The sequence below is a fragment of the Tepidimonas alkaliphilus genome, assembly GCF_007556595.1.
In the GTDB taxonomy this organism is placed as follows: Bacteria; Pseudomonadota; Gammaproteobacteria; order Burkholderiales; family Burkholderiaceae_C; genus Tepidimonas; species Tepidimonas alkaliphila.
Genome location: NZ_VJNB01000005.1, coordinates 70,399 through 90,376, shown reverse-complemented (window position 1 = coordinate 90,376; position 19,978 = coordinate 70,399). Strand labels below are relative to the sequence as shown.

The following is a 19,978-nucleotide window of genomic DNA, read 5'->3' as shown; positions in this document are numbered from 1 at the left end:
TATAGAGTCTCATCGAGGTCAAGTCCAAGTCAGAGGTCGGCCCAATAGCGCAGCAGCAGGCGGCGGGTCAGGCCGGGGTTGGCGCCGAGGTTGCGGTCGAGCTGCAGCCCGATCAGGCCGCGATCATGGCCCAGCACGCTGCCCGCAAGGCCGAATTGGCCGCCAACGCCGGCGCCGAGTTCGCTGTCGGTGGACCAGGTCAGCGCCGCATACGGCAGCCAGCCGCGGCGCGGCTCGGCCTGCAACGTCAGCCCGTGGCTGACGGTCAGCGCCCACTGCGTGCGGCTGCGCGGCACGAAGGCGTCCGGCGCAAACAGCGTGGCGCCAGCTGGCAGCAGCGCGCGCAGCGCCGGCAGGTCGTTGGGGTCGGCGGCGCGGTAGCGCTGGCGGTTCCAGCCCAGATCGATGCGCAGGCCGTGCGGGTTGGCTTCGGCCTGCCAGCTCAGGATCGCGTCCAGACGCTGGCCGCGGCCAAGCGTGACCCCGCCAGGCTGCGCCCGCCAGCGCGCGGCGCTGGCGCGCACGTTGAGCGCCAGCGTGGGCTGCAGCGGCCAGACCAGGTCGGCGCCGAGCCAGTCTTGCAGCCCGATCAGGCGCAGGTTGTCGCTGGCGCTGGCCGGCTCGGCCCAGCCGGCTTCCAAGCCGAGCTGCAGGCGATCCCAGCGGCGCTGCCAGCGCAAGCCCAGCGAGGCGTGCGTGCCCAGCGCTTCCAGCCAGCCCAAGCGCCACTGCCAGGATTCGCGCGCGTCGCCGGCGTCCAGACGCAGCTGCAGCTGGCGTTCGTCTGGCACCGCGGCCAGCAAGTCGGGCCGCTGCAGCGAGCGCTCGAAGCGCTGCAGGTTGACGCTGAAGCGCAGGTGCGGGGTCAGCAGCGCTTGCCAATGCAGCAACGTTTGCAGCTCGTCCCAGGCGGGCCGCTCGGTGCGTTGCAGCTCCACGCTGAAACGGTTGCGTTGGCTGCGCGTGAGGGCCACCCATTGCTCGTGCAGCAGGTCGTCGTCGGGGTAGCGCTCCAGCCCCTCGGCGGCCAGCGTGGCGGCTTGCGCTTCGTCCAGCCGTCGGGCGGCTTGCACCACGTCGCGCCGCGGCAGCGGGCGCGGGTCCTCCAGCAGGCGCTGCAGGGCCTCGCGGTCGTCCTCGGCCAGCGCAACCGCCAGCTCAGCCCAGCCGGGCTGGGCCAGACCTGGCGCGACATGGCGCAGCATCCAGGCGCGCGCCGCCGAGTATTGGCCGCGCTGAATCCACTGCGCGAGCAGCACGCTGCGGGCTGCCGCGGTATCGGGCAGCGCCGCCACCTCGCGCAGCGCGGCCCATTCGGCGTCGCCGGGCTGCAAAAAGGCGCTCAGCCGCGCGCGCAGGATCGGCAGCATGGTCTGCGGCGCCAGCGGCTGGCGGCGCAGTTGGCGCCAGGTGTGCAGCCGCAGTTGCCAGGCTTCGTCGTGCCGATCCAGCGCTTGCAGGATGTCGGCGGCCTGAGTCAGCCACAGTGGGTCGTGGCGCCGCTCGCGCAGGGTGGGGGCGGTCAGGCGCCACGCTTCGGCCACGTCGCCCAGCGTGAGGGCCACCGCCACGCGCAGCTCCAGCCGGTCTTGCACCACGGCGCCGTGGCGGCTCCAGTGGCGGCGCACCGCAGCCACGTCCTGGGTGTCGAGGGTGAACCAAAGGGCGGCCTCGACGATGTCGGCGTCTTGCGGCGCGCGTTGCAGCGCCAGGCCGTAGAGGCGGCGCGCCTCGGGCCATTGACCGGTTTGCCACGCTTGGCGTGCGGCGGCCACCAGGTAGCGCGGGTTGCGCTCCAGCTGGGCGCGTTGCCCTTCGGTCAGCGAGGCCAGCAGCGTTTGCGCTGCATCCAGCCGGGCGTGGTTTTGCCAGCGGGTGAGGGCGCGTATCAGCGCCTCTTCCTGCTGATGACGGTGCCATAGCAGGGCTGCGGCCTGCGCGGCTTCCAGTTCGCGCCCGGCCACCTCAAGGGCGTATTCCCAGTCGGCCAGGTCTTGCGCGCTGGCTTGGGGCCGCTCGGCCAAGGCGCGCAGTTGGCGGCTGGCATCGTCGGCGTCGCCGCTTTCCAGCGCCAGCTCGGCACGCAGCCGGCGGTAGTCGTCGGCTTCAGGGGTGTCGGTCTGCGGCTCCAGCGCCTGACGCAGCACGGCCAGCGCTTGCTCGCGTTCGTCGAGCAGCAGGTGCAGCAACGCCACGCGCTGCGCCAGCTCCGCCGGCCATGGAGGCGCCGCACTGCGGTTCCACCAGACGATGGCCTCACGCGTGCGGCCCAGTCGTTCGGCCAGTTCGGCCAAGGCGCGCGCCAGCGCCGCATCGGGCAGCTGCTGCCAGCCGCGCTGCAGCGTTTGCCAGGCGGCCTCCGGGTCGCCCAAGCGTTCCTGCACGCTGGCCAGCTCCAGCCAGGTGGCGGTTTCCGAAGGTTGACGCTGCAGCCGCTGCTGCAGGTAGGCGACGTAGGCGTCGTCGCGCAACAGGCCGATCGAGAGGCGTCGCACGGCTTCCCAGGCGGCGGGTTCGTCGCTTAAGCGCGCCGCCTGCCACCACGCATCCAGCGCCAGCTCGGGGCGTTGGTTCCATTCCGCCACTTGCGCCAGCCGGCGCTGCCAGCGCAGGTCGTCAGGGCGCTGCTGCGCGACGCGCTGCGCCAGCGCCAGCGCGTCGTCGAGCTTGCGGTTTTCCAGGAAGACTTGGTAGGCCAGCTCCATCACCTCCAAGTCGAGGCTCGGCTTGACGTTAGGCGCAGACCGAGAAGAGGGCGCCGTTTCCGACGTCGGCCCCGATGCCGGCCAGGCGGCGCGCCGCCAGCCGCCGGGCCAGGCGCCGGCGTGCGCCTGCGCGCGCTGCCATGCCCACAGCCGTGGGCCCAGCGCCGATCCGGGCAGGGCGGTAGCGTCGCTCAAGCGGGCTGCCGGCGGTGTCGGCGCGGGGGCCGTCCGCTCGGTGAGGGCCAGCAACTTGTTGACGTAGCGCAACGCCAACTGCGGTTGACCCGCGGCGCGGCTGAGCCGCACCGCCTCGAGCAAGCCTTGGCGGTCGTGGACAAACCAATCTTCGTGGTCTTGCAGCCAGCGCAGCAGCAGCGGCCATTGCCCGGCGCTTTCCAGTGCGCGCAACGCCTGGCCCCAGGCGTGCAACCGCGCTGCGCCGGGTGGGCTGGCTTCAGCGGCCCAAAGCCACAGCTCCGCGCTGCGCCGCTGCAGACCTGCCGCCAGCGCGGCCTGGGCGGCGCGGCTCAACGCCTGCGGCAGCGGCGCGGCCGCGGGGTCGGCAGCGGTGAGCGCTGACGCGTGCGCTTGCAGCTGGGCCAGCGGCGCGCGCTGCCACAGCCATTGCTGCAACAGTTCGCGCATGGCGGCAGGCAGCCTGGTTTCGGACTCGCGCAGCAAGGGCCAAGCGTCGGCGGTGAGCGCGTCGGCGTCGGCCTCACATTCCGCCGCCGCGTGGATGTTCGGGGCGGCGCAGCCCTGCGCGTGCCAAAGCTGCCAGCGCGCGTACCAGGCGCGCTGCCGCGCCCACGCTTGCTGATCCGGGCTGCCTTGAGTTTGCAGCGCCGTCAGCAGCGCCAGCGCCTCAGCCGGGCGGCGTTCCTGCAAAAGGCGTTCGACTTCGGCCATCAGGGCCACTGGGTCCGAACGCGGGTCTTCCGAGGCGGCCGCTTGCACGAGGCGATCCAATGCCTGAATCTGGCGGTTGGAGTCGCCAGCGTGTTGCCGCCACTGCAGCGCCGCCAGCGCCGCCACCACCCCGAGCACCAGCAAAGCGATGCCCCAGGGCGGCACGGCGCGCGCCGGGCGCTCAGCGGCGCGGGCAGTCGATGTCCAGGGTGACCGTGGCATGGGGGCTTGTGACGCGGACGAGGCGACCCGCGGATGAGGTCGCTGTGGCAGGGGTGGCGGGATGGAGGCGACAGCCGTCTGGCAGGTGCCATTCGGCTTCAACGGGGACGTGGCCTTGCAGCGTCCAGCGCCAGCGCTGCCCTGCCACCGCTTGGGGCTGACCGATCGCGGCGTTGGCGCTGATGAGATACGGCATGTCGTCGGCGTCGGTGGCCTCGCGCAGCGCCAGTTGGGCCGGCAGCGCGGCCAGATGCAGGTAAGTGCCGGACGGGTGATCGGTGTAGCCGGCCACACCCGCGCTGCGCGCCCAGTCGGGGCGGCTGCCGGTTGGCAGGCGCACGGTGCGCACGTCGCCACGGCCCTTGAGCAGCCAGCGGCCGTCGGGCAGCCGCGCCACCGCGAAATGCTCAAAGAAATCCTCGACCTTGCGCACGTAAGCGCTGACCGGCTGCGGATGCAGCGGCTGCGTGCGCGCCCAGGCATAAACCTTTTCCAGCGCCTGCAGCGAGGCGGGTTTGGAGGCGGAGTAGGTGTGGTAGTAAATGCTTGCGGGCTTCAGACGGCGGGGCAACTCGGTCAGCTCCAGCGTTTCGATGACGCGTTGATAGCCCCAGAACGGCCCGGTCCACAGGTTGGTGTAGAGGTTTTCGTTGGCCAGCGGGGCATAGACCTGCAACTGCCCGTCCTTGACGATGCCCATGGGCGCCACGCAGGTCAGGCTTGGGCATTGCTGGCTTTTGAGGGTGTCGCCGCCGTTGAGGTTGAGCAGGCCGGCGCGGCGCACGTGGGCGATCTGGGCGGCGCTCGGGTTGCAGTCGCCCGACCAGAACAGCAGCCGCACGTCCTTGCCCGGCGGCAGCAGGCGACGAATGAAAGCGGCGCTGCCTTCGACCTCGCGCTGCAGGTCGAATTGGTAGCCGGGGATGATCAGGTTGTAGTTCAGCTCAGTGACATCCTCATCGTTGCGCGCGGCTTGTTCGAGCGGCTGCCAGCGGTAAGGGTGGCTGAAGGTGTGGGTGGCGGCTTCCACCCATGGCAGCTCGAACAGGCGGCGCGCGATGCGTTGCGCCTCTTCGGCCGTTTCAGGGTAAGGGCCTTGCGGGGAAAGCTCGGCTTCGATCAGCGACATGCTGTGCGGCCAAGGGTGCCGCTCGATAAAGCGCCGCAACACCTCGCCGGCCAAGGGACGCTCGGGCCACTCGCCGCGGTTGACGAAGCCGTCGCCGTCGATGTGAATGGTCAGCAGCCGCCGACCGCTTTCGGTGGTGACATCCGGCACCGGCATCGGCGGCAGCCGCAGCGCCTCGGTCAGCAGCGCAAACGGATCGACCAGCCAGCGCATCTGCTTGAAACCGGGCACAAAATCCAGCAGCGCGGGCTGCAGCGCAAAGCCGCCCCACGGCGCGGTGCCCACCAGCGTTCCCGGCCCCGCCCAGGCCCAGCGGCGCAGATCAGGGCCAGCCAGACCTGTGACCGGCCCCGGCAGCCGGGCCGGCGGGCGCGTTTCGACACCGAGCCGCTCGTGCTGCAGCGGAGTTTGCGCCGCGATGCGCACCGTGCGCAGGGCAGGATCCAGCACACGTGGATCGAATGCCCAATCGTTCAGCACCAAGATCGGCAACCCCTGGGCGCGCGCGCGGCGCAGGAAGGTTTGCAGACCCGTGGGGTCATTCACGGCGCCCTGACCCCAAACGATGATGCCGGCCACATGACCGCTCAGCGGCTCTTGCGGATACGGACCCTGCAGCGACACCACTTCGGTGCGGTAACCCAGATACTGAGCCGGCATGTCGAGCCAGCGCAGCATCGGCGTGGTCTGCAGATCGGGGTGGCGCTGGCGATCCAGCAGGATCAGCAGCGTGCGCGGCAGGCTTTCCACCCGTCCAACGCCGACGCCTTGCAACAGCCCGTCGGTGACGTAGGGGATGAAGCCCAGCTGCTCGATGCGGGCGGCCAGCTCGCGGGCTTGCGCGCGTTCGGTGGGCGCAACATAGTCGATCACCACCACCGGCTTGCCATGGCGCTGCTGCACTTGGCGCAGCTGCTGCAGCAGCCATTGCTGGTCGGCCTCGGTGGTGGGGCCGTAGGCGCCGCGGGCGGCGTCAAAGCGGTGCAGCAGCGATTCCGCCGCCACCAGCTCCACCGCGTCGGCCACCTGCGGCAACAGCTCAAAGCCGCGGTTGAGCATCAGGCGCGCCTGCGGGGCGCGTTGCTTGATGGCGCGGATGAGTTCCACCAGCCCGGCTTGCTGCTGGAGGGGGTCCAGTTGCGGGTCGAGCCGGAAGCTGTCCAGCGTGTCAAGGAAAAATCCGCGCCAGCCGCGCTGCCACAGCGGCGTAAAAACCTGCTCGATCCAGAACCCGCGGCACGCCGCCTCGGCATGGCTCCAGATCCGTCCGCCCCAGTGCGGGTTGCGCACCGCCGACAGGCAACCCGCCGAGGCCTGCGCGGCGGCGGGATGGCTGTCGGGCAGCTCCCCTACGCTGACATAAGCGAACGGCTCCATCCCCGGCGCGCGCAGGCGTTGCGGATCGTGGCCGTGAGCGGGCTCCAGCACCACGATGTCGAACGCCGCCAGCTCGGGGCGCCAAGCCGCGCCGTAGTAGAACGCCACCGACGGCGCCTGCGCCCAGCCGCCGAAGGGGGCCAGCAGCGTCAGCAAGCTGAGGCTTAGCCGAATAAAGTTCGCGAACATAAAACCTATTATCTTATCCAGAAAATTGCCTCAGCGTCAGTCAAGTTTGATTGCTTTTCATCAACGCGCGGCGATGGCTTGGGTTACGATGGTTTCGTGACAATAGAGCAGGATAATTGCGGTTGGGCAGTTGATCCCTCTTCAAAAAGGGCATTCCGATGATGCGGCGCCAAAAGGTCGAATTCGTTCCTGGTTTGAAACGTCGTGGCTTGCTGGCCGCCGGCTTGGGTTGGGCGGCCGGCGGATTGACCGGTTGTGGCGGCGGCGATGAGGCGCCGGCGCCTGCGATCGTGCGACCGCGGCTGCTGGTGCCGGCGTATTTCCGCGACGCCGCGCTGTGGGCCGCGGTGAGCGCCCCGCGCGATCCGGCGCACTGGATCATCGCCAACGCCGCCAGCGGCCCCGGCAGCCGCCGCGATGAGACCTTGGCCAGCTCGATCGCGCTGGCGCGCCAGGGCGGGCACGAAGTGTTGGGTTATGTGGCCACTGATTACACCCGCGTGCCGCTGGCTGCGGTGCTGGATGCGGCGGCGCGCTGGGATCAGCTTTACGGCGTGCGCCATCTGTTTGTCGATGAAGTGGCTGCGCAGCCCAGCGGTTTGGCGTATTACGCCGATTTGATCGCCGGCTGGCGGCGGCTGCAGCCGGGCGGTTTGATCGTGCTCAATCCGGGCACGACGCCGGATGCAGGTTATTTTCGGCTCGACCCGGCGGTGGAAATCGTGGTGTTTGAAGACCGCTGGACGGCGTTTTCGGCGTATCGCTTCCCGGATGCGCTGCGGCCCTGGCGCGCGCGCAGCCATTTGATCGTGTATTCAGCGCCGCCCGAGGCGCTGCGCCCCGTGTACGATTTCGTGCGCCAGCAGGGGCTGCACGGCTTTTTTGTCACGGATGCCAGCTCCGCGGAATACCATCTGCGGCTGCCTTCGTATTGGGCGCAGCAAGCCGCGCTTTAAGCGGGGGCTTTTTGACGCGGGGGGGGCAACGCACGCGGCCTGATGGACGGCTGGCTTGCCCTGGCAGCGCAGGCTTGGAAAGCGGGCAGCCGGCTGCGCGCTTCTCAGCGCCGCCACCGCCTGCCCATCAAGAGAAAAAATCGCGCGCTTTTTCGAACCAGCTTTTTTCGTGCGGGCTGTGGCGCGTGCCGCCTTTGCGGAACGACTCATCCAGCTCGCGCAGCAGCCGGCGCTGGTGCTCGGTGAGCTTGACCGGGGTTTCCACCACGATGTGCGCGTAGAGGTCGCCAGGGTAGCTGGAGCGCACGCCTTTGATGCCGCGACCGCGCAGGCGGAAGGTCTTGCCCGTTTGCGTGCCTTCCGGAATCTCGATCACGGCTTTTTGCCCGTCCAGCGTCGGAATTTCCACCTCGCCGCCCAGCGCTGCGGTGGTGATGCTGACCGGCACCTGCACGTGCAGGTCGTCGCCGTCGCGCTCGAAAATGTCGTGCCGCCGCACCCGGATTTCGATGTAGAGGTCGCCGGGCGGGCCGCCGTTGCGGCCCGGCTCGCCGTTGCCGCTGGAGCGGATGCGCATGCCGTCGTCGATGCCAGCCGGGATTTTGATTTCCAGCGTCTTGTGGCGCTTGACGCGCCCCTCGCCGTGGCAGGTGGGGCAGGGCTCGGGGATGATCTTGCCGCTGCCGCGGCAGTGCGGGCAGGTCTGCTGCACGCTAAAGAAGCCCTGACGGATTTGCACCACGCCGTGCCCGTGGCAGGTCGGGCAGGTTTTGACGCTGGTGCCGGGCTTGGCGCCGCTGCCGCCGCAGGTGTCGCAGGTGTCCCAACTGGGCACGCGAATTTGCGCCTCTTTGCCGCGGGCGGCTTCCTCCAGCGTGATTTCGAGGGTGTAAGAGAGATCGGCGCCGCGATACACCTGGCGTCCGCGTCCGCCGCGCGCAGCGCCAAACAGATCGCCGAAGATATCGCCGAACGCTTCGGTGAAGCCGGCAAAGCCGTCGCTGGCGCCGGCGCTGGCGCGCATGGTCGGATCGACCCCGGCGTGACCGTAGCGGTCGTAAGCCGCGCGCTTGTCGGGGTCGGACAAGATTTCGTAAGCCTCTTTGACTTCTTTGAATTTTTCTTCGGCAGTCTTGGCGGCCTCACCCTGGTTGCGGTCCGGGTGGTACTTCATCGCCAGCTTGCGATAGGCTTTTTTGATGTCGTCGTCGCTGGCGTTGCGGGGCACACCCAGAACGTCGTAGTAGTCGCGCTTGGCCATGGGAGTTGTCGGTGCGTCGCGAGGTGGACAAAAGCCGCGCCGGGTGCTTGTGCGCCCCCGCGCGGCGTTGCATCAGGGTCGAAAGCCGGCGCTGCGCTCAGCCGCGCTTGACCTCCTTGACTTCGGCGTCCACGATGTCATCGTCGCCAGCCTTGCCGCTGCTGGCGGCGGCGCCGGACGATGAGGCGGCTTGCGCCGAGCCTTGCATGTCGGCATACATTTTTTCGCCCAATTTCTGGCTGGCGCTCATCAGCGCCTCGGTTTTGGCCTCGATCGCAGCTTTGTCGTCGCCCTTGGCGGCGTCTTCCAGCTCCTTGATCGCGGCCTCGATGCGCTCGCGTTCGGCGGCTTCGAGCTTGTCGCCGTATTCTTTGAGGCTCTTGCGCACCGAGCTGACCAGCGCATCGGCTTGGTTGCGCGCCTGCACCAGTTCGACTTTCTTTTTGTCTTCCGCGGCGTTGGCCTCGGCGTCGCGGATCATGCGCTGAATTTCCTCCTCGGTCAAACCCGAGTTGGCCTTGATGGTGATCTTGTTTTCCTTGCCGGTGCCTTTGTCGCGCGCCGAGACATGCAGGATGCCGTTGGCGTCGATGTCGAACGTGACCTCGATCTGCGGCACGCCGCGCGGCGCCGGCGGGATGCCCTCCAGGTTGAACTCGCCCAGCAGCTTGTTGTGCGCGGCAATGTCGCGCTCGCCTTGATAGACCTTGATCGTCACCGCCGGCTGGTTGTCCTCGGCGGTGGAGAAGATCTGCGAGTACTTGGTCGGGATCGTGGTGTTTTTCTTGATCATCTTGGTCATGACCCCGCCCATCGTCTCGATGCCGAGCGACAGCGGCGTGACGTCCAGCAGCAGCACATCGGTGCGCTCGCCGGCCAGCACCGAGCCCTGGATGGCCGCGCCGATGGCCACCGCCTCGTCGGGGTTGACGTCCTTGCGCGGCTCCTTGCCGAAGAATTCCTTGACCTTTTCCTGCACCTTCGGCATGCGCGTCATGCCGCCGACCAGGATGACGTCGTCGATGTCGCTGACCTTGATGCCGGCGTCCTTGATCGCCACGCGGCACGGCTCGATCGTGCGCTCGATCAGGTCTTCCACCAGGCTTTCCAGCTTGGCGCGCGTCAGCTTGATGTTGAGGTGCTTGGGCCCCGTGGCATCGGCCGTGATGTAGGGCAGGTTGATCTCGGTCTGCTGGCTGGAGGACAGCTCGATCTTGGCCTTCTCGGCGGCCTCCTTCAGGCGCTGCAGCGCCAGCACGTCCTTCGACAGGTCAACGCCTTGCTCCTTCTTGAACTCGGTGATGACGTAGTCGATGATGCGCTGGTCGAAGTCCTCGCCACCCAGGAAGGTGTCGCCGTTGGTGGACAGCACCTCGAACTGCTTTTCGCCATCGACGTCGGCGATCTCGATGATCGAGATGTCGAACGTGCCGCCGCCCAGGTCATAGACGGCGATCTTGCGGTCGCCCTTGCCGGCCTTGTCCAGGCCGAAGGCCAGCGCCGCGGCGGTCGGCTCGTTGATGATGCGCTTGACCTCCAGACCGGCGATGCGCCCGGCGTCCTTGGTGGCCTGGCGCTGCGCGTCGTTGAAGTAGGCCGGCACGGTGATGACGGCCTCGGTCACCGGCTCGCCGAGGTAGTCCTCGGCGGTCTTTTTCATCTTGCGCAGCACCTCGGCGCTGACCTGCGGCGGAGCGAGCTTCTGGCCGCGCACCTCCACCCAGGCGTCGCCGTTGTCGGCCTTGACGATTTTGTAGGGCATCAGGCCGATGTCTTTCTGGACTTCCTTTTCCTCGAACTTGCGGCCGATCAGGCGCTTGACCGCAAACAGCGTGTTCTTCGGGTTGGTGACGGCCTGGCGCTTGGCCGGCGCGCCCACCAGAATCTCGCCGTCCTCCATGTAGGCGACGATGGAGGGCGTGGTGCGCGCGCCCTCGGAGTTTTCGATGACCTTGGGGCTGCCGCCCTCCATGATGGCCACGCACGAGTTGGTGGTGCCCAGGTCGATGCCAATGATCTTGCCCATGATGCGAATGCTCCTTGCTGGATGCGGTGGCGGGCCACCGCGCTTGCGTTACGGTCTGCCGCGTATCTGGTGGCCGCGCGCGCGGGTTTCAAGAGGTCACGCGCTGGCCGGCGCGGCCACCGTGACCAGCGCCGGGCGCAGTACGCGCTCATGGATCAGGTAGCCCTTCTGCAGCGTGGCCACCACGGTGTTGGCCGGCTGCTCGGCCGGCACCATGCTGATGGCTTGGTGCTGATGCGGGTCGAAGCGCTCGCCCGCCGCCGGCGCAATCGGCGTGATTTTGTGCCGCTGCAGGGCGCTCACCAGCTGCCGCAGCGTGGCCTGCATGCCTTCGCGCAATTGCTCAAGCGTGGCCTCTTGCACGTTGAGGCCGGCCTCCAAGCTGTCCACCACCGGCAGCAAGCTTTCGGCCAACTGCTCCACCGCGAACTTGCGCGCCTTGGCCATTTCCTCCTCGGCGCGGCGGCGCGTGTTGTCGGCGTCGGCCAGCGCGCGCAGCAGCTGGTCGTTAAGTTCGGCCACGCGTTGCCGCAGCGCCGCCAATTCCGCGTGAGCTGCCTCGGCTGGCGGCGGCGTTTCCGCCTGGGCAGCGGCCGTCGGCGTGGCGCCATCGGTCTGCGGCGCTGGCGGGCAAGCTTGTTCGGCTTGCTCGGGCGCGGGGGTCGAATCGGAGTGGGTGTGCTCGGTCATGGTGTCGAGGGCAAAAGGCAGGACAAGCTTCGTTCAAACGAACGATCGAACGATGGATTCAACTGCCGTTAACTTGGGGCAAACCCGCCACTTTCAAGTCTGCCATGCCACAATGCGACTGCGTTGACAGGTGAGACGCCATGAGACTTTTTCGCTATGGCCCACCGGGCGATGAGCGTCCCGGCCTGCTCGATGTCCGCGGGGTGCGCCGTGATCTTTCTGGCGTGGTCGGGGACTTGACGCCGCACACGCTGGGGCCAGACGCGCTGGCGCGGCTGGCGCGGCTGGATCCGTCCCGTCTGCCGGAGGTGGACCCGGCCGCGCGGCTGGGGCCGCCGGTGGGGCAGATCGGCAACGTCATCGCCATCGGTCTCAATGATGCCGAGCACGCCGCCGAGGCCGGCCTGCCGCTGCCGCGCCAGCCGATTGTTTTCAGCAAACACACGGCGGCGGTCTGCGGCCCCGACGACGACGTCTGGCTGCCGCCGGGGGCGGTCAAGCTCGACTGGGAGGTGGAGCTGGCGGTGGTGATCGGGCGCGCGGCTTGGCACGTGACCGAGGCCGACGCGCTGGCGCACGTGGCCGGCTACTGCCTGGCCAACGACATTTCCGAGCGCGCGCATCAGCTGGAGATGGACGGCCAGTGGATCAAGGGCAAGAGCTACCCGACGCACTGTCCGCTGGGCCCCTGGCTCGTCACCGCCGACGAGGTGCCCGATCCCCAGGCTCTGGAGCTGTGGCTGGACGTCAACGGCCAGCCGTGCCAGCGCGGTAGCACGCGCACGATGGTGTTCGGCGTGGCCGCGCTGATCGCCTACCTCAGCCGCTTCATGCGACTGCTGCCCGGCGACGTGATCCTCACCGGCACGCCCCCGGGGGTGGGCATGGGGCACAAGCCGCCGCGCTTCCTGCAGGCCGGCGATGTGATGGAGCTCGGCTGCGACGTGCTGGGGCGGCAGCGTCAGCGCGTGGTGCCGGCGCCGTTGCCTTGATAGATGCGGCGCAGCAGCGCGATCAGGGTGGCGCGCTCGGCGGCGCTCAGATGGGTCGCCTCGTCGGTCTCGACGGCGGCCACCGCGTCCTGGGCCTGTCGCTGCACCTGCGCGCCTAGCGCGGTGACGTAGAGGCTCTGCGCGCGCCGGTCGCCGGGGTGGGCGCGCTTTTCCACCAGGCCGCGCCGCTCCAGCCGGCGCAGCAGTCCCACCAGGTTGGGCGGCAGGATGTCCAGCGCCGCGCACACCTGACGCGAGGTGATGCCGGGGTTGTGCGCGATCACCGTCAGCACCGAGAACTCCACCACGCGCAGGTCGTGCGGCTGCAGGGTCGGCAGCACCCGGGCGATGATGGCCAGCGCGGCGCGGCGCGCGTTGTAGCCGATCAGGGACTCGAGGAACGAGGTGTCCGGCGGCGCGGCGCCGGAAGCAGCACGGGGCGGGCAGCGGGCGTTCACGCCCCGCATTGTGCGCGAAGGCGGGGGACCGGCGCCGTGGCGCGGTGGCCCGCCGCAGTGGTGGCGCAATGGCTCCCTTCCCGGTGCCGCACAGGCTAGCATCGGCGCACCATGTCCGCCGCCGTCCCCGTTCCGCTTCCCGACGTGCTGGTGCTGCAGCACACGCTGGAGGATCCGCCCGGCTACTTGGCCACGTGGCTGGATGCGGTCGGTGCGCGCTGGGACGTATTCTGCGCCGAGGCCGGACAGGCGTATCCGGACTCGGTGGCTGGCTACCGGGCGCTGGCGGTGCTGGGCGGGGAGTGGAGCGCCAACGACGAGCGCGCCAGCCTGCGCCACGCCGAGGCGCTGATCCGCGAGGCCGACGCGCGCGGCATCCCGGTGTTGGGGCATTGCCTGGGCGCGCAGCTGATGGCGCGTGCGTTGGGGGGCCGGGTCGAGCGCCTGCCGCAGCCGGAAATTGGCTGGCTGCCGATCCGGCACGACGGCAGCGCCGCGGCGCGCGAATGGTTGGGCGAAGAGCCCGCCCCGGTGGTCTATCAGTGGCACTACGACGGCGTGGTGGCGCTACCGTCGGGCTCGGCGGTGCTCGCGGCGTCGGACGCCTGCGCGGTGCAGGCGTTTGCGCTCGGGCCGCATCTGGGCATGCAGTTCCACATCGAGATCACGCCGCTGAAGATCGAGAGCTGGCTGGCCAGCCCCGGCGAGGTGTACCCGGGCGCGGTCGGCGCGCACCCGCAGACGGTGCAGGCGCCGGCGGCGATGCGCGCCGCCACCGCCACCCACCAGGCGGCGAGCTACCGCCTGGCCGACCGCATCTACGGTGCCTGGCGGCGGCGCTGGCGTGCGGCCTAGCCGAGCGCGCGCTCGACCATCTCGCAGCGCCAGGCCTGCTCCGGCCAGACCCAGCGGTCGAAGGCCGCGCCGACCGCGCTGTCCCATGCGGCATCGTGCCGACCCAGCCGCGCGCGCGCCCAGCCCATCAGCGTCAGCGCCACCGCGCGCAGGAAGTCCCCTGCAACGGGGAGCAACGCCGTTCGCTGCGCTTCGGCGGCCGCCGCCAGCCGGCCGAGCAGCGCGTGCAGCCGCTGCGCGCCGGCGTGCCAGGCGGCGTCGGCGGGCCCGTCGTTCTGCAGCCCGCGCAACAGCGCGGCCAGCGCTGCGCCGCCATCCGGCAGCGTCTTGCGCAGCAGCAGATCCTGCGCCTGGATCTCGTTGGTGCCCTCGTAGATCATCGTCACGCGCGCGTCGCGCACGATCTGCTCGATGCCCCACTCGCGTACGTAGCCGTGGCCGCCGAAGACCTGCAGGCAGTCGCTGGCGCCGTGAAAGGCCTGCTCGGTCCACGCGGCCTTCAGCACTGGGGTGATCAGTGCGCACCAGCGCTGCGCGGCCTGGCGGCGCGCGCCGTCCGGGTGGTGGTGGGCCACGTCCAGCGCCAGCGCCGTGCGGTAGGCCAGCAGCCGGCCGGTGTCGATCCAGGCGCGCTGCGTGTCCAGCAGCCGCCGCACCGCCGGGTGGTCGATGATCGGGTCGGCCGGCTGCGTCGGGTCGCGCCGCTGCGGCGCGCGCATCTGGCGCCGCTCGTGCGCGTAGGCGTGCGCCTTCTGCCATGCGGCGTCCAGCAGGCCGATGCCCTGCAGCGCCACGTGCAGCCGCGCCGCGTTCATCATCACGAACATCGCCGCAAGCCCCTGGTGCGGTGCGCCGACCAGCCACCCCTCGGCGCCATCGAAGCGCAGCACGCAGGTGGGGCTGGCGTGCAGGCCCATCTTGACCTCGATGCGCTCGCAGACGATGGCGTTGCGCCGGCCGTCCGGCAGCCATTTCGGTACCAGAAGCAGGCTCAGGCCCTTCGGCCCCGGCGGGGCCTCGGGCAGCCGTGCCAGCACCAGGTGCACGATGTTGTCGGTCAGGTCGTGCTCGCCGCCGGAGATGAAGATCTTCGTCCCCTCGATCCGGTAACCATCGTCGCCCGCCGGCGTGGCGCGCGTGCGCACCAGGCCCAGGTCGCTGCCGGCGTGCGGCTCGGTCAGCGCCATGGTGGCCAGCCACTCGCCGCTGACCAGCCTGGGCAGGTAGCGCGCCTGCAGCGCGGGGCCGGCGTGGTGGCGCAGGCACTCCACCGCGCCGTGCAGCAGGCCCGGCGCCATGGTCCAGCCGTGGTTGGCGGCGCTCAGCCATTCGTACAGCACGAACTCCAGCGCCACCGGCAGGCCCTGGCCGCCCAGCGCTGTGGGGGCCGACAGCGCCGGCCAGCCGGCGCGCCAGAACGCCTGGTAGGCGTCACGAAAGCCCGGCGGCATCGTCACCGCGCCGTCGTGCCAGCGGGCACCGATCTCGTCACCGCTGCGGTTCAGCGGCGCCACCACCTCGTGCACGAAGGTGGCGGCTTCCTCCAGCACCTGGCGCGCGAGGTCGGCGTCGGCGTGTTCGGCCAGCGCCGGCAGCTCGCGCCAGGTGGCCGGGGCATCCAGCACGTCCAGCAGCCAGCGCGCGGACAGCGCCGCGTCGGGGCGATAGGGCTGCGTCATCGCCTCAACCTCCGCACAGCGCGCGGATGTCCGCGGGGATCGGGATCGCTTTGATGCGGTCCGGGTCGTCCGGGTGGCGGATGCAGAAGGCACGCGTCTCGCGTCCCTCGCACAGTACGTCGTCGCCGCGGCGCACCACGTGATGCTGGATGAAGACCTTCTCGCGCCATTCCTCCACCCGCGTGTGCACCTGTAGGCGCTCGCCGTAGGTGGCGGGCTTGAGGAAGCGGGTGTGGATCTCCAGCAGCGGCGTGCCGATGATGCCGCGCGTCTTGACCAGCTCGCGCCAGGGCGGCACGCCGCACTGCACGAAGAAGTGCAGCGACGCCGCATCCATCCACTTGCTGAAGTTGGGAAAAAAGACGATGCCGGCCGGATCGCAGTCGCCGAACATCACCTCCACCTCGTAAACCGTGGTCTTGCTCATGGGGCTTCCGTCGGGATCAGCGCGGGGGCAGGCGCAGCGCCCCGTCCAGGCGGACCACCTCGCCGTTGAGGTGGCCGTTGGTGACGATGTGGCAGGCTAGATCGGCAAACTCCTGTGGCCGGCCCAGCCGGGACGGAAACGGGATGCTGGCCGCCAGCGACTGCTGCACCGCCTCGGGCAGGGTGCGCATCAGCGGCGTGTCGAACAGCCCGGGCGCGATGGTGCAGACCCGGATCCCATGCTGCGCCAGGTCGCGCGCCATGGGCAGCGTCATGCCGACCACGCCGCCCTTGGAGGCACTGTAGGCCTGCTGGCCGACCTGGCCGTCGAAGGCCGCCACGGAGGCGGTGAACACCATCACGCCACGCTCGCCACCCTCCAGCGGGGGCAGGGCGGCGCAGGCGGCGGCGAACAGGCGCGCGGCGTTGTAGGTGCCGATCAGGTTGACGCGCACGACGCGCTCGAAGTCCTCCAGCGGTGCGGGCTGGCCGTCCTTGCCGACGATGCGCCGCGCGGTGCCGATGCCGGCCACGTGCATCAGGATGCGCGCCGGGCCGAGCGCGGCGGCGGCCTGGGCAAAGGCGTCGCGCAGGCCGTCGGCGCTGGCCACGTCGGCAGCCAGCGCCAGCGCCGTGCCGGCGCCATGCCTGGCGTTCAAGTCGGCGGCGACGCGCGCGGCGGCCTCGCCGTTGAGGTCGATGACGGCCACGCGTGCGCCACGCGTGGCCAGCTCGCGCGCCGTGGCTTCGCCGAGGCCGGAGCCGGCGCCGGTGACCAGGGCGGTTTGTCCTTTGATCTGCATCGGGGTCTCCTTGCGGGCCTCGGGAAGTGGCCCGGTGTTGGGGTAGGGGTTGTGGATCAGACGGCGGTCTCGGCGTCGGGGTTTTCCAGCAGCAGCGCGATGCCCTGACCGCCGCCGATGCAGGCCGAGGCCACGCCCCAGCGCCCGCCGCAGGCGCGCAGCGCGCGCGCGCAGGTCAGCGTCAGCCGCACGCCGGTGGCCGCCAGCGGATGCCCCAGTGCAATGGCCCCGCCATGCACGTTCAGGCGCGCCTCGTCCAGCCCCAGTTCGCGCACCACCGCCAGCACCTGCGCGCCCTGCGCCTCGTTGATCTCGAAGCGGTCGATGGCCTCCAGCGTCAGCCCCGCGCGCTGCAGCAGCAGGCGGATCGCCGGCGCCGGGCCGATGCCCATGATCTCCGGCGGCACGCCGACCACCGCCGCGGCCACCACGCGCGCCAGCGGCGAGCGTCCGGTGCGCGCGCGCCAGTCGCGCGCGAACGCGCCGCCCGCCACGACCGCGGCCGCGGCCCCATCCACCAGCGCCGAGCTGTTGCCGGCCGTCTGCACGCCCCCGGCGTGCACCGGGCGCAGGCGCGCCAGCGCCTCCGGCGGCGAGGGGCGCGGGTGGGTGTCGGCCTCCACGCGCTCCACCTTCGGCGGCAGGCGCAGCGCGCGCGGCGCGTAGCCCTCGCGCTCGAAGGTGGTGGGGGTGACGGGCTCGATCTCGCCGGCCAGAAAGCCACTGGCCTGCGCCGCCAGCGCCCGCTCGAACGAACGCGCCGCCCAGGCGTCCACCTCGGCGCGGGTGATGCCGTAGCGGCGCGCCAGGTTCTCGGCGGTGCCGATCATGTCGACGCCGGCGGCCGGGTCCTTCAGCGCCTCCCACATGAAGTCCTCGAACCGGACCGGCGCCCCGAGCTTGAAGCCGGTGCGGTGCTCGAAAGCGGCGATGGGGTTGCGCGTCATGCTCTCGGTGCCCGTCACCAGCGCCACCTCGACGCCGTCGCGCAGATGCAGCCCGGCCTGGCGGAACAGCTCGAAGCCGGTGCCGCAGATGCGCTGCACCATCAGCGCCGGCACGTCGATCGGCACGCCGGCGTACAGGCCGACGTGGCGCGGCAGCATGTACTGGAAGCTGTCGCCGGGGGCCATGTTGCCGGCCAGCACGGCGCCGACGGCCTCCGGCGCGACGCCGGCGCGGCGCAGCGCCGCGCGCGCGGCGTGGATGCCCAGGTCGGTGGGGGAGATCGCACCGAAGGCACCGCAGTAGTCCACCATCGGCGTGCGCGCGCCGTCCAGGATCCAGCAGTCTTCGAACCGGTTGAACAGGCCGCGCGGCTGGCGCAGGGGGTCGGTCATGGCAAGGTCCTCGTGGAAAGGGTGTCGGTCGGGGGCTGGACCGTGGGCTTGACGATGGGGTGCAGCGCATCCTCGTAGAGTTTGTCCACCGTGTCGGCCCGGTGCGTGAGCACCGCGCGCTGGTTGATCGAGCCCTTGTCGGTGATCTCGCCACGGTCGAGGCTCGGCGGGTCGGCCAGCAGCACCAGCCGGGCGATGCGGTTGGCGCTGCCGGTGGCCTGCCGCGCTAGCTCGTCGACTACGCGCTGGAAGTGCGCCAGCACCGCCGGATGCTCCACCACCTCGTGCAGCGAGGCCTCGGGCGGCAGCGGGCACAGCTCGCGCACGCGCGGCGTCGGGAAGACCAGGGCGCCGACCTCATGGCGGTTCAGACCCGTGATCACCGCGTCCTGCACGTAGGGCGCGCCGGCCGCGATCAGGCGTGCGCGCAACGGGCCGACGCTGACGAAGGTGCCGGTGGCGAGCTTGAAGTCCTCGGCGATGCGGCCGTCGAAGCGCAGGCCGCGGTGCACGTCGGTCTCGTCGATCCAGCGCACCGCGTCGCCCGAGCGGAAGAAGCCTTCCTCGTCGAAGGCGGCGGCGGTCTCCTCGGGGTTGCGCCAGTAGCCGGGCGTGACGTTGGGGCCGCGGTAGCGCACCTCGGTCTTGCCGTCGACGTCGACCAGCTTGATCTCCAGCCCCGGCGTCGGCAGGCCCAGGTCGCCGGCGCGCACCTCGGGGCTGGTGACGAACAGCGCAAACGGCGCGGTCTCGGTCATGCCCAGGCCCGAGGTCATCGGGATGCGCAAGCCGAGCTCGCGCACCGCGCTGGCGTAGAGGCTGTCCCATACCGGCTGGGCCAGCGACGCGCCGGCGTAGAAGAACATGCGCACGCGCGACAGCAGCGTGCGCCGCAGCGCCGCGTCGGTCTGCATCGCCTGCGCGATCGCCTCGAAGCCCACCGGCACGTTGAAATACACGGTCGGCGCGATCTCGCGCAGGTTGCGCAGCGTCTCGCCGATCAGCGCCGGGGTGGGCTTGCCGTCGTCGAGGTAGAGCGTGCCGCCGTGGTAGAGCACCATGCCGACGTTGTGGTTGCCGCCGAAGGTGTGGTTCCACGGCAGCCAGTCGACCAGCACCAGATCCTCCTCGGCCAGCACCGGCATCGACTGCGTCATCTGCTGCTGGTTGGCGCACCACATGCGGTGCGTGTTGATGACGGCCTTGGGCGCCTTGGTCGAGCCGCTGGTGAAGAGAAACTTGACGATGGTGTCCGGCCCGGTGGCCTCGATGGCGGCCTCCACCGCCGCGGTCGGCTCGGTGGCCGCCAGCGCCGCGTACGGCGTCACCGCGCGGTCGGGCAGGGCGCCCTCGGCCAGCACCACCTCCACCTGGGGCGGCACCACCGCCCCGATGGCGCGCGCGTAGCGCGCATCCTGCGCGAACACCAGGCCCGGCGTCAGCGTCACCCACACGTGGCGCAGCTTGGCGAAATCGCTGCTCAGCAGCGAGTAGGCGGGCGAGACCGGCGCCCACGGCACGCCGGCCACCATGCAGCCCAGCGCCAGCAGCGCATGCTCCAGGCTGTTCTCGCTCAGGATCAGTACCGGGCGTTCGGCCGACAGATCGCGCTGCAGCAGCGCCTGCGCCAGCGCGCGCGCCGTGGCCCAGGCCTGGGCCCAGGTGACGTGTTCCCAGTCGGTGAGCGTCACCGTGCCGTCGGCCGCAACGTGGCGGCGCCGGCGCGCGAACAGCGTGCGCTGCCCACGCTCGTGCGCCCAATGGCGCAGCCGGTCGGTCATGCGCGCCGGGTAGGGTTGCAAGGCCTGCTCGGCGCGCAGGTAGTGCACCCCGGCGGGGCCGTCACGCACGTGCACGCGTGTCACGCCGAAGCGCAGCGGGCGAAACGGCGCCTGCGCCACCTCGGGGGGAAGGTGCGGTTCGCGATTCATGTCTCCTCGGCCCTCGTGGTTCTCGTCAGA

The 19,978-nt window shown here is 70.4% G+C and carries 14 protein-coding genes; 3 read left to right on the top strand and 11 right to left on the bottom strand.

The annotated features are described in order from the left end of the window. Nucleotides 1–29: 29 nt before the first annotated feature. Together Talka_RS06275 and Talka_RS06270 are read right to left on the bottom strand one after the other, a co-directional pair. Entirely contained in the window at nucleotides 30–3,836 is a 3,807-nt protein-coding gene (locus Talka_RS06275) for a tetratricopeptide repeat protein (RefSeq protein ID WP_143890262.1), read from the bottom strand. After that, a complete protein-coding gene (locus tag Talka_RS06270) occupies nucleotides 3,796–6,531 on the bottom strand; it encodes a bifunctional glycoside hydrolase/polysaccharide deacetylase family protein (RefSeq protein WP_143890261.1) in 2,736 nt (911 codons plus the stop codon). Before Talka_RS06270 ends, Talka_RS06275 begins: the two co-directional genes overlap by 41 nt. Before the next feature lie 158 nt (nucleotides 6,532–6,689). Between Talka_RS06270 and Talka_RS06265 the strand changes: the two genes are divergently transcribed. Then, nucleotides 6,690–7,487, top strand: coding sequence for a spherulation-specific family 4 protein (locus Talka_RS06265; RefSeq protein WP_143890260.1), 798 nt, complete (start codon nucleotides 6,690–6,692; stop codon nucleotides 7,485–7,487). Nucleotides 7,488–7,614: 127 nt separating this feature from the next. On the opposite strand, the gene dnaJ is transcribed toward Talka_RS06265, so the two are convergent. The 3 genes from dnaJ to grpE all read right to left on the bottom strand — a co-directional run bounded on the left by dnaJ (nucleotide 7,615) and on the right by grpE (nucleotide 11,464). After that, nucleotides 7,615–8,748: a molecular chaperone DnaJ gene (dnaJ, locus tag Talka_RS06260; protein WP_143890259.1), complete on the bottom strand. Its 1,134-nt coding sequence runs from the start codon at nucleotides 8,746–8,748 to the stop codon at nucleotides 7,615–7,617. Nucleotides 8,749–8,845: 97 nt separating this feature from the next. After that, nucleotides 8,846–10,774: a molecular chaperone DnaK gene (dnaK, locus tag Talka_RS06255; RefSeq protein ID WP_143890258.1), complete on the bottom strand. Its 1,929-nt coding sequence runs from the start codon at nucleotides 10,772–10,774 to the stop codon at nucleotides 8,846–8,848. 96 nt (nucleotides 10,775–10,870) lie between these two features. After that, nucleotides 10,871–11,464: a nucleotide exchange factor GrpE gene (grpE, locus tag Talka_RS06250; RefSeq protein ID WP_143890257.1), complete on the bottom strand. Its 594-nt coding sequence runs from the start codon at nucleotides 11,462–11,464 to the stop codon at nucleotides 10,871–10,873. Nucleotides 11,465–11,604: 140 nt separating this feature from the next. On the opposite strand from grpE, the gene Talka_RS06245 reads away from it, so the two are divergent. Then, nucleotides 11,605–12,456 carry a fumarylacetoacetate hydrolase family protein gene (locus tag Talka_RS06245; RefSeq protein WP_143890256.1) on the top strand — a complete coding sequence of 284 codons (852 nt, stop codon included), beginning with the start codon at nucleotides 11,605–11,607 and terminating at the stop codon, nucleotides 12,454–12,456. Here Talka_RS06245 and Talka_RS06240 read toward each other — a convergent pair. Continuing rightward, nucleotides 12,426–12,923, bottom strand: coding sequence for a MarR family winged helix-turn-helix transcriptional regulator (locus Talka_RS06240; protein WP_143890255.1), 498 nt, complete (start codon nucleotides 12,921–12,923; stop codon nucleotides 12,426–12,428). The two genes, Talka_RS06245 and Talka_RS06240, sit on opposite strands and share 31 nt — an antisense overlap. Before the next feature lie 102 nt (nucleotides 12,924–13,025). Between Talka_RS06240 and Talka_RS06235 the strand changes: the two genes are divergently transcribed. Then, the gene (locus Talka_RS06235; protein ID WP_143890254.1) at nucleotides 13,026–13,769 is read left to right on the top strand and encodes a type 1 glutamine amidotransferase; all 744 of its coding nucleotides are present in this window, start codon (nucleotides 13,026–13,028) and stop codon (nucleotides 13,767–13,769) included. Here Talka_RS06235 and Talka_RS06230 read toward each other — a convergent pair. From Talka_RS06230 to Talka_RS06210, 5 genes are read right to left on the bottom strand one after another with little or no spacing between them, the layout of a single operon-like run. After that, on the bottom strand, nucleotides 13,766–15,448 hold the full coding sequence (locus tag Talka_RS06230; protein ID WP_143890253.1) for an acyl-CoA dehydrogenase family protein: 1,683 nt from the start codon (nucleotides 15,446–15,448) through the stop codon (nucleotides 13,766–13,768). The genes Talka_RS06235 and Talka_RS06230 overlap by 4 nt on opposite strands. Before the next feature lie 4 nt (nucleotides 15,449–15,452). Next, nucleotides 15,453–15,875, bottom strand: a complete 423-nt coding sequence (locus Talka_RS06225) for an acyl-CoA thioesterase (RefSeq protein WP_143890252.1) — start codon at nucleotides 15,873–15,875, stop codon at nucleotides 15,453–15,455. Between the two features lie 16 nt (nucleotides 15,876–15,891). Further along, nucleotides 15,892–16,677, bottom strand: a complete 786-nt coding sequence (locus Talka_RS06220) for an SDR family NAD(P)-dependent oxidoreductase (RefSeq protein ID WP_143890251.1) — start codon at nucleotides 16,675–16,677, stop codon at nucleotides 15,892–15,894. Nucleotides 16,678–16,733: 56 nt separating this feature from the next. Then, nucleotides 16,734–18,017 (bottom strand): thiolase family protein, encoded by a 1,284-nt coding sequence (locus tag Talka_RS06215; RefSeq protein WP_143890250.1) that lies wholly within the window; start codon nucleotides 18,015–18,017, stop codon nucleotides 16,734–16,736. Beyond that, entirely contained in the window at nucleotides 18,014–19,948 is a 1,935-nt protein-coding gene (locus tag Talka_RS06210; RefSeq protein ID WP_143890249.1) for a feruloyl-CoA synthase, read from the bottom strand. The genes Talka_RS06215 and Talka_RS06210 overlap by 4 nt, the downstream gene beginning before the upstream one ends. Nucleotides 19,949–19,978: the final 30 nt, after the last annotated feature.

What these genes read in the sequence shown, in the direction of transcription:
- Talka_RS06275 (WP_143890262.1), bottom strand. Translation starts at nt 3,836, where the DNA reads ATGCCACGGTCACCCTGGACATCGACTGCCCGCGCCGCTGAGCGCCCG.
- Talka_RS06270 (WP_143890261.1), bottom strand. Translation starts at nt 6,531, where the DNA reads ATGTTCGCGAACTTTATTCGGCTAAGCCTCAGCTTGCTGACGCTGCTG.
- Talka_RS06265 (WP_143890260.1), top strand. Translation starts at nt 6,690, where the DNA reads ATGATGCGGCGCCAAAAGGTCGAATTCGTTCCTGGTTTGAAACGTCGT.
- dnaJ (WP_143890259.1), bottom strand. Translation starts at nt 8,748, where the DNA reads ATGGCCAAGCGCGACTACTACGACGTTCTGGGTGTGCCCCGCAACGCC.
- dnaK (WP_143890258.1), bottom strand. Translation starts at nt 10,774, where the DNA reads ATGGGCAAGATCATTGGCATCGACCTGGGCACCACCAACTCGTGCGTG.
- grpE (WP_143890257.1), bottom strand. Translation starts at nt 11,464, where the DNA reads ATGACCGAGCACACCCACTCCGATTCGACCCCCGCGCCCGAGCAAGCC.
- Talka_RS06245 (WP_143890256.1), top strand. Translation starts at nt 11,605, where the DNA reads ATGAGACTTTTTCGCTATGGCCCACCGGGCGATGAGCGTCCCGGCCTG.
- Talka_RS06240 (WP_143890255.1), bottom strand. Translation starts at nt 12,923, where the DNA reads ATGCGGGGCGTGAACGCCCGCTGCCCGCCCCGTGCTGCTTCCGGCGCC.
- Talka_RS06235 (WP_143890254.1), top strand. Translation starts at nt 13,026, where the DNA reads ATGTCCGCCGCCGTCCCCGTTCCGCTTCCCGACGTGCTGGTGCTGCAG.
- Talka_RS06230 (WP_143890253.1), bottom strand. Translation starts at nt 15,448, where the DNA reads ATGACGCAGCCCTATCGCCCCGACGCGGCGCTGTCCGCGCGCTGGCTG.
- Talka_RS06225 (WP_143890252.1), bottom strand. Translation starts at nt 15,875, where the DNA reads ATGAGCAAGACCACGGTTTACGAGGTGGAGGTGATGTTCGGCGACTGC.
- Talka_RS06220 (WP_143890251.1), bottom strand. Translation starts at nt 16,677, where the DNA reads ATGCAGATCAAAGGACAAACCGCCCTGGTCACCGGCGCCGGCTCCGGC.
- Talka_RS06215 (WP_143890250.1), bottom strand. Translation starts at nt 18,017, where the DNA reads ATGACCGACCCCCTGCGCCAGCCGCGCGGCCTGTTCAACCGGTTCGAA.
- Talka_RS06210 (WP_143890249.1), bottom strand. Translation starts at nt 19,948, where the DNA reads ATGAATCGCGAACCGCACCTTCCCCCCGAGGTGGCGCAGGCGCCGTTT.